Raw genomic sequence first — 363 nt, 5'->3', positions numbered from 1 at the left:
GCCAGCCTGACGGCTGTTCGCCCAGCCAGCGGGACAGCTGGCGGGCCTGATCCAGCACTTCTCTCGCGGACAGTTTTCCCGGTACCGCGCCTCCGGAAAAGGGTTGCGGAGCAGGAGAATCCACCGGAGGACTGACATTCTGGGGCAGCATCGTCCCCGCGCCCCCGGCACGTTCAAGCTGCACGCGCAGGGCCTGACATAACCCCGTGAAGACAGGCCGTTCCGCTTCCGGCCATTGACTCACCGACTGGTGTAACTGTACCAGGGCCATTGCCACCGTGGCCGTGTCTTCCGCCACTACGCCCGGGAAACGCCCGAGACCGTCGATAATGCGCTCACTGTTGAGCCATTCCAGCGATGCCC

General features: G+C 64.7%; 1 pseudogene. It reads right to left on the bottom strand.

What is annotated here, in order from left to right:
* Positions 1–363 (bottom strand): annotated as a pseudogene (locus AAIR21_RS28020) (type VI secretion system protein TssA); the annotation flags it as partial.

Origin of the sequence: Enterobacter sp. PTB, assembly GCF_051130085.1 — a bacterium.
Classification (GTDB): Bacteria; Pseudomonadota; Gammaproteobacteria; order Enterobacterales; family Enterobacteriaceae; genus Enterobacter; species Enterobacter ludwigii.
This window is presented reverse-complemented; position numbering and strand designations above follow the sequence as displayed.